6 protein-coding genes and 1 pseudogene are annotated in these 4,325 nt (G+C 50.9%); 4 read left to right on the top strand and 3 right to left on the bottom strand.

The window, feature by feature from the left end:
• Nucleotides 1-200 (top strand): annotated as a pseudogene (locus QZ279_RS05010) (EI24 domain-containing protein); the annotation flags it as partial.
• A 16-nt stretch (nucleotides 201-216) separates the two neighbouring features.
• Here the strand turns inward: QZ279_RS05010 and QZ279_RS05015 are convergent.
• Both QZ279_RS05015 and mce read right to left on the bottom strand, forming a co-directional pair.
• Nucleotides 217-513, bottom strand: coding sequence for a DUF1467 family protein (locus tag QZ279_RS05015; RefSeq protein WP_293448770.1), 297 nt, complete (start codon nucleotides 511-513; stop codon nucleotides 217-219).
• Nucleotides 513-917 carry a methylmalonyl-CoA epimerase gene (gene mce, locus QZ279_RS05020; protein ID WP_293448782.1) on the bottom strand — a complete coding sequence of 135 codons (405 nt, stop codon included), beginning with the start codon at nucleotides 915-917 and terminating at the stop codon, nucleotides 513-515. Before mce ends, QZ279_RS05015 begins: the two co-directional genes overlap by 1 nt.
• Before the next feature lie 145 nt (nucleotides 918-1,062).
• Here mce and QZ279_RS05025 point away from each other — a divergent pair, with 145 nt between their 5' ends.
• Entirely contained in the window at nucleotides 1,063-1,779 is a 717-nt protein-coding gene (locus tag QZ279_RS05025) for a response regulator (protein ID WP_293448773.1), read from the top strand.
• Here QZ279_RS05025 and QZ279_RS05030 read toward each other — a convergent pair.
• On the bottom strand, nucleotides 1,776-2,486 hold the full coding sequence (locus QZ279_RS05030) for a GNAT family protein (RefSeq protein WP_293448775.1): 711 nt from the start codon (nucleotides 2,484-2,486) through the stop codon (nucleotides 1,776-1,778). The two genes, QZ279_RS05025 and QZ279_RS05030, sit on opposite strands and share 4 nt — an antisense overlap.
• 146 nt (nucleotides 2,487-2,632) lie before the next feature.
• Between QZ279_RS05030 and msrP the strand changes: the two genes are divergently transcribed.
• Entirely contained in the window at nucleotides 2,633-3,544 is a 912-nt protein-coding gene (gene msrP / locus QZ279_RS05035; RefSeq protein WP_293448778.1) for a protein-methionine-sulfoxide reductase catalytic subunit MsrP, read from the top strand.
• Nucleotides 3,544-4,173 carry a protein-methionine-sulfoxide reductase heme-binding subunit MsrQ gene (msrQ, locus tag QZ279_RS05040; RefSeq protein ID WP_293448780.1) on the top strand — a complete coding sequence of 210 codons (630 nt, stop codon included), beginning with the start codon at nucleotides 3,544-3,546 and terminating at the stop codon, nucleotides 4,171-4,173. Before msrP ends, msrQ begins: the two co-directional genes overlap by 1 nt.
• Nucleotides 4,174-4,325: the final 152 nt, after the last annotated feature.

Here is a 4,325-nt window from a genome sequence, read left to right on the forward strand (position 1 = left end):
CATTCGCTGCGATCTTCATCTTTTGGGCGCTGAACGGGTTTTTGCTGGGGCGGGAGTATTTCCAGATCGCAGCGATGCGCCGCTTGGGGCGTGAAGGCGCTAAGCAAGCCCGCAAAGAAAACTTTGGAATGATCTGGCTTACGGGATGTTTAATGGCAGTGCCACTCACCGTGCCACTGCTGAATTTGTTTATACCGATCTAAGGTGCGGCGACCTTTACCCATCTGTTCCACGCGATACAGCGGGCTCGCTCATCCGGTTGAACCAGTCCAAGTCGCGAATTGTGATTGTGCCGGACAAGATGATCCCTGCGATGATTGCCCATAAAACGGCGCTCACAGCTGTGGTGATCCACGCCTTTTTCTTGAGGTTGTGCGTTTCTGGCGATCCCGCGTGCGTGCCGGGAACGACTTTGCCGACATCGCCCTGGGTTTGTAGGCGAATTGGGATCACGATCAAGAAGGTCATGAACCAGATGACGGCGAACAGGACGAGTGCTGATGTGATGCCCATTAGACTTGCTCCAGCTCAGTTAAGACACCGTTCATATCTTTAGGGTGTAGGAAGATGACGGGTTTGCCATGCGCACCGATTTTCGGTTCACCATTGCCAAGCACACGCAGGCCCGACGCGATCAATGAATCGCGCGCTGTAATGATGTCGTTGACTTCATAACAAATGTGGTGAATGCCACCGCTCGGGTTCTTTTCTAGAAAGCCATTGATCGGACTGTCGTCGCCTAAAGGATAGAGCAATTCGATCTTGGTATTTGGCAGCTCGATAAAGATGACAGTAACGCCGTGATCTGGCTCATCTTGCGGCGCGCCAACCTTTGCGCCCAATGCGTTTCGATACTGATCCGCCGCGGCCCCTAGGTCAGGCACGGCGATGGCTACATGGTTTAATCGTCCGATCATTGAAAACTCCGGTTCATTCTGTTCGGCAACTATATGAAGCGGCATGGGCATCTCGGCAAGCGGCGCAAGGACGCGGGGGTCTTAATGGGTTGTTAGGGTCGTTGGCCTAGCGTTCTTGATAGTTGCTAATAGATTCGAGGGAACCATGAATGAGTTGGACTATACGTCTCTAACACCCACACCGACCGCAACGCGGCCACTGCTGGGGTTAACGATACTTGTTGTAGAGGACAGTCGCTTTGCATGCGATGCCATGCGACTTTTGTGTTTGCGAAGCGGGGCACGCATTCGACGAGCGGATTGCCTTCGCTCTGCACGACGTCATTTGCCAGTTTACCGCCCCAGCGTCGTGATCATTGATCTTGGTCTGCTCAATGGATCAGGTGCCGAGTTAATAAGCGAGTTGTCCATTGCAGAGCCACGTATCTCTGCGATCTTGGCAACAAGTGGTGATGATATGAACGAAGCCGTTTCTATGGAAGCCGGTGCTGATGGGTTCTTAAGTAAACCACTTGCGTCTCTCGCTGGGTTTCAATCCGCAGTCCTAAAGGCGTTGCCAGAAACGATGCGCCCCGCAGGCCTAAGGGAGATCACCGACGAACACGTTGATCCCGATCCTTTGGCCTTTCAGGATGATATGGCCCATGCATCGGAAATTTTTTCAACAGACACAGATGTCAGAACTTTGGACTATATTGCGCAGTTCATCCAAGGCGTCGCAAAAAGTGCACATGACGATCAATTGACACGTGCAGCGCGATTATTTGTCCGTGCGCGGTCTGAGGGAACCACGATCCATAGCCATCAGTCAAGATTGGCAGGGTTGATCCGTGATCGTATGACCGTCTCAGTTGCGATCTAAAGTGATGGATCATTTGCAACGCGGACCAATCCCGTAAGATCGCCAAGGCGTTCGCGTTGCTGGCCTTGTGCGTCAAAGTTTCGGGGATCTAGCCAAACGCGGTATGCTTCTTTCAGCGCGGGCCATTCTGCATCAATCATTGCGAACCATGCGGTGTCACGATTACGTTCTTTGACGACCATCGCCTGACGGAAGATGCCTTCATAACTAAAGCCTAAACGCTGGGCGGCCTGACGTGATGGTGTGTTAAGGGCATTACACTTCCATTCAAACCGTCGGTAGCCTGTCTCAAATGCCCATTTGATCGTAAGATAGATCGCTTCGGTCGACACAGGACTGCGTTGCATGCCCGCGGAAAAGTTGATGTTGCCAACTTCGATAGAGCCCGCGCTGGGCGCAATGCGCAAATAACTAAGGACACCAAGGTACGCGTTCTTATGTAGATCGTAGACCGCGAAGAACAGGCTGTCTTGGCCTGAGGTCACTTCGTTTACCCAGTGATGATATTGCGCGGCCGAATGAAACGGGCCAGCGGGCAGATAGTCATACAAATGATCTTGCTTTTCAAACGCATCAAACAAATGTGCAGCGTGCTTTTCTGCGACCAACGGTTCCAAGCGGCAATAGCGACCTTCCAACACCACGGGGCTGGGGGCAGCGGGTGGGGTCCAATTGGAAACGGGGAAACCTACGGGTCTATCATTCATATTCAAAATCCTTCGCAAATCAGATTGCATTGTTAAGCCTGCAAGAGGAAGGCGAATGTTGCAGTCCCGGCACGGCATTGTGAGTGTGCGGGCATTGGTCTGTGATCGGTGTTTGGCTATGTAGAGTGCAACAAGGGAGATAACGTATGGCCTATCGCTGGAAGAATGTACTGAAAGACTCGGACGTCACGGATCATTCTGTGTTCCTAAACCGCCGCCAACTTATGGGTGGCGGCGCAGGTTTGGGCCTTGCCGCAGCAATCGGCGGTCCACGTGCCGCGCTTGCGCAGGAAATGCTAGAGCCGAACAGCTTTGAAGACATCACCAGCTACAATAACTTTTATGAATTTGGCGCTGGTAAAGATGATCCTGCCAAGAACGCTGGCAAGCTGACCACAACGCCTTGGACTGTTACGATTGACGGTTTGGTAGATAAGCCGGGCGAATATGATATCGCTGACATTATGTCCAAGATGACAGTCGAGGAACGCATCTACCGTTTCCGCTGTGTTGAAGCGTGGTCGATGGTCGTGCCTTGGAACGGTTTTGAGTTGAAAGATTTGCTTGATCTGGCGGGTGTTCAATCCTCTGCCAAGTACGTCGCGTTCGAAACGCTGTACCGTCCTGAAGAAATGGTTGGTCAGAAGTTCAGCACGTTGCAATGGCCCTATGTTGAGGGTCTGCGCCTTGATGAGGCGATGCACCCGTTGACGATGATGGCCACAGGTATCTATGGTAAGGACATTCCTAATCAGAACGGGGCACCGATGCGATTGGTTGTGCCATGGAAATATGGTTTCAAATCTATTAAGTCCGTTGTGAAGATCACGTTGATGGATAAAGAGCCCCCCACTAGCTGGAATATAGCCAACGCGCGCGAATATGGGTTCTTCTCTAATGTGAACCCAGAGGTGGATCACAAACGCTGGTCCCAAGCAACAGAGCGTAAGATCGGCGGAGGTTTGTTCGCCAAGCGCATCCCGACCTTGATGTTCAACGGATACGAAGAAGACGTGGCGAGCCTGTATGACGGTATGGACATGAGCGTTAACTTTTAATGATCACCGATACGATTAACATCACAGCACGCCGCATTCCGGCGTGGCTGATTTATGTGCTCGGTATTCTGCCAGCGGGTTGGTTCCTGTATCAGGGGTTAACCGGCAACTTGGGTGCCGAGCCGATCAAGTCTTTAGAGCACGAGCTTGGTGAGTTTGCACTAAAGTTGTTGATCCTTGGTCTATGCATCACACCGTTACGCAAGCATCTGGGGGTGAATCTGATCAAGTTCCGCCGCGCCATTGGTGTGATGACATTTGTATATGTGTTCCTGCACTTGCTTGTGTGGCTCGTTCTTGATGTGCAGATTGTCAGTCAAATTTGGGCCGACATCTTAAAGCGTCCCTATATCACTGTGGGCATGGTTGGATTCGTACTAATGATTCCATTGGCGGCGACATCCAACACCTTTAGTGTACGTAAGCTGGGCGTCCGGTGGCGCAAGCTACATAAACTTACCTATGGAATCGCTTTTCTAGGGGCTTTGCACTTTGTAATGGTCGCAAAAGGCATCCAACTAGAGCCTCTGATCTATATGGCGGTGGTAATAGGGCTGCTTGCACTGAGAATCCCAAATAAATCTCTCAAGATTGCAGGGCGATTCACTCGAGAGTCTGTGGATAACTAGCATCTTATCCACATTACCTTGGATCAGACCTAGGGTAAGCTATCGATTGCGTAATTTTATTATCAAGAACCCATCACAAATGACTGTTTTCATTTAGAAAATAGAAATTTCGAAGTTTTCTTAGAAAAGGATGAAAAAAGGTCTTGCGGGTC

The organism is Planktotalea sp., from assembly GCF_018607965.1.
GTDB lineage: Bacteria > Pseudomonadota > Alphaproteobacteria > Rhodobacterales > Rhodobacteraceae > Planktotalea.

Bases quoted from the DNA above. Each gene is read 5' to 3' on its own strand.
- QZ279_RS05015 (WP_293448770.1), bottom strand. From the start codon at position 513: ATGGGCATCACATCAGCACTCGTCCTGTTCGCCGTCATCTGGTTCATG.
- mce (WP_293448782.1), bottom strand. From the start codon at position 917: ATGATCGGACGATTAAACCATGTAGCCATCGCCGTGCCTGACCTAGGG.
- QZ279_RS05025 (WP_293448773.1), top strand. From the start codon at position 1,063: ATGAATGAGTTGGACTATACGTCTCTAACACCCACACCGACCGCAACG.
- QZ279_RS05030 (WP_293448775.1), bottom strand. From the start codon at position 2,486: ATGAATGATAGACCCGTAGGTTTCCCCGTTTCCAATTGGACCCCACCC.
- msrP (WP_293448778.1), top strand. From the start codon at position 2,633: ATGGCCTATCGCTGGAAGAATGTACTGAAAGACTCGGACGTCACGGAT.
- msrQ (WP_293448780.1), top strand. From the start codon at position 3,544: ATGATCACCGATACGATTAACATCACAGCACGCCGCATTCCGGCGTGG.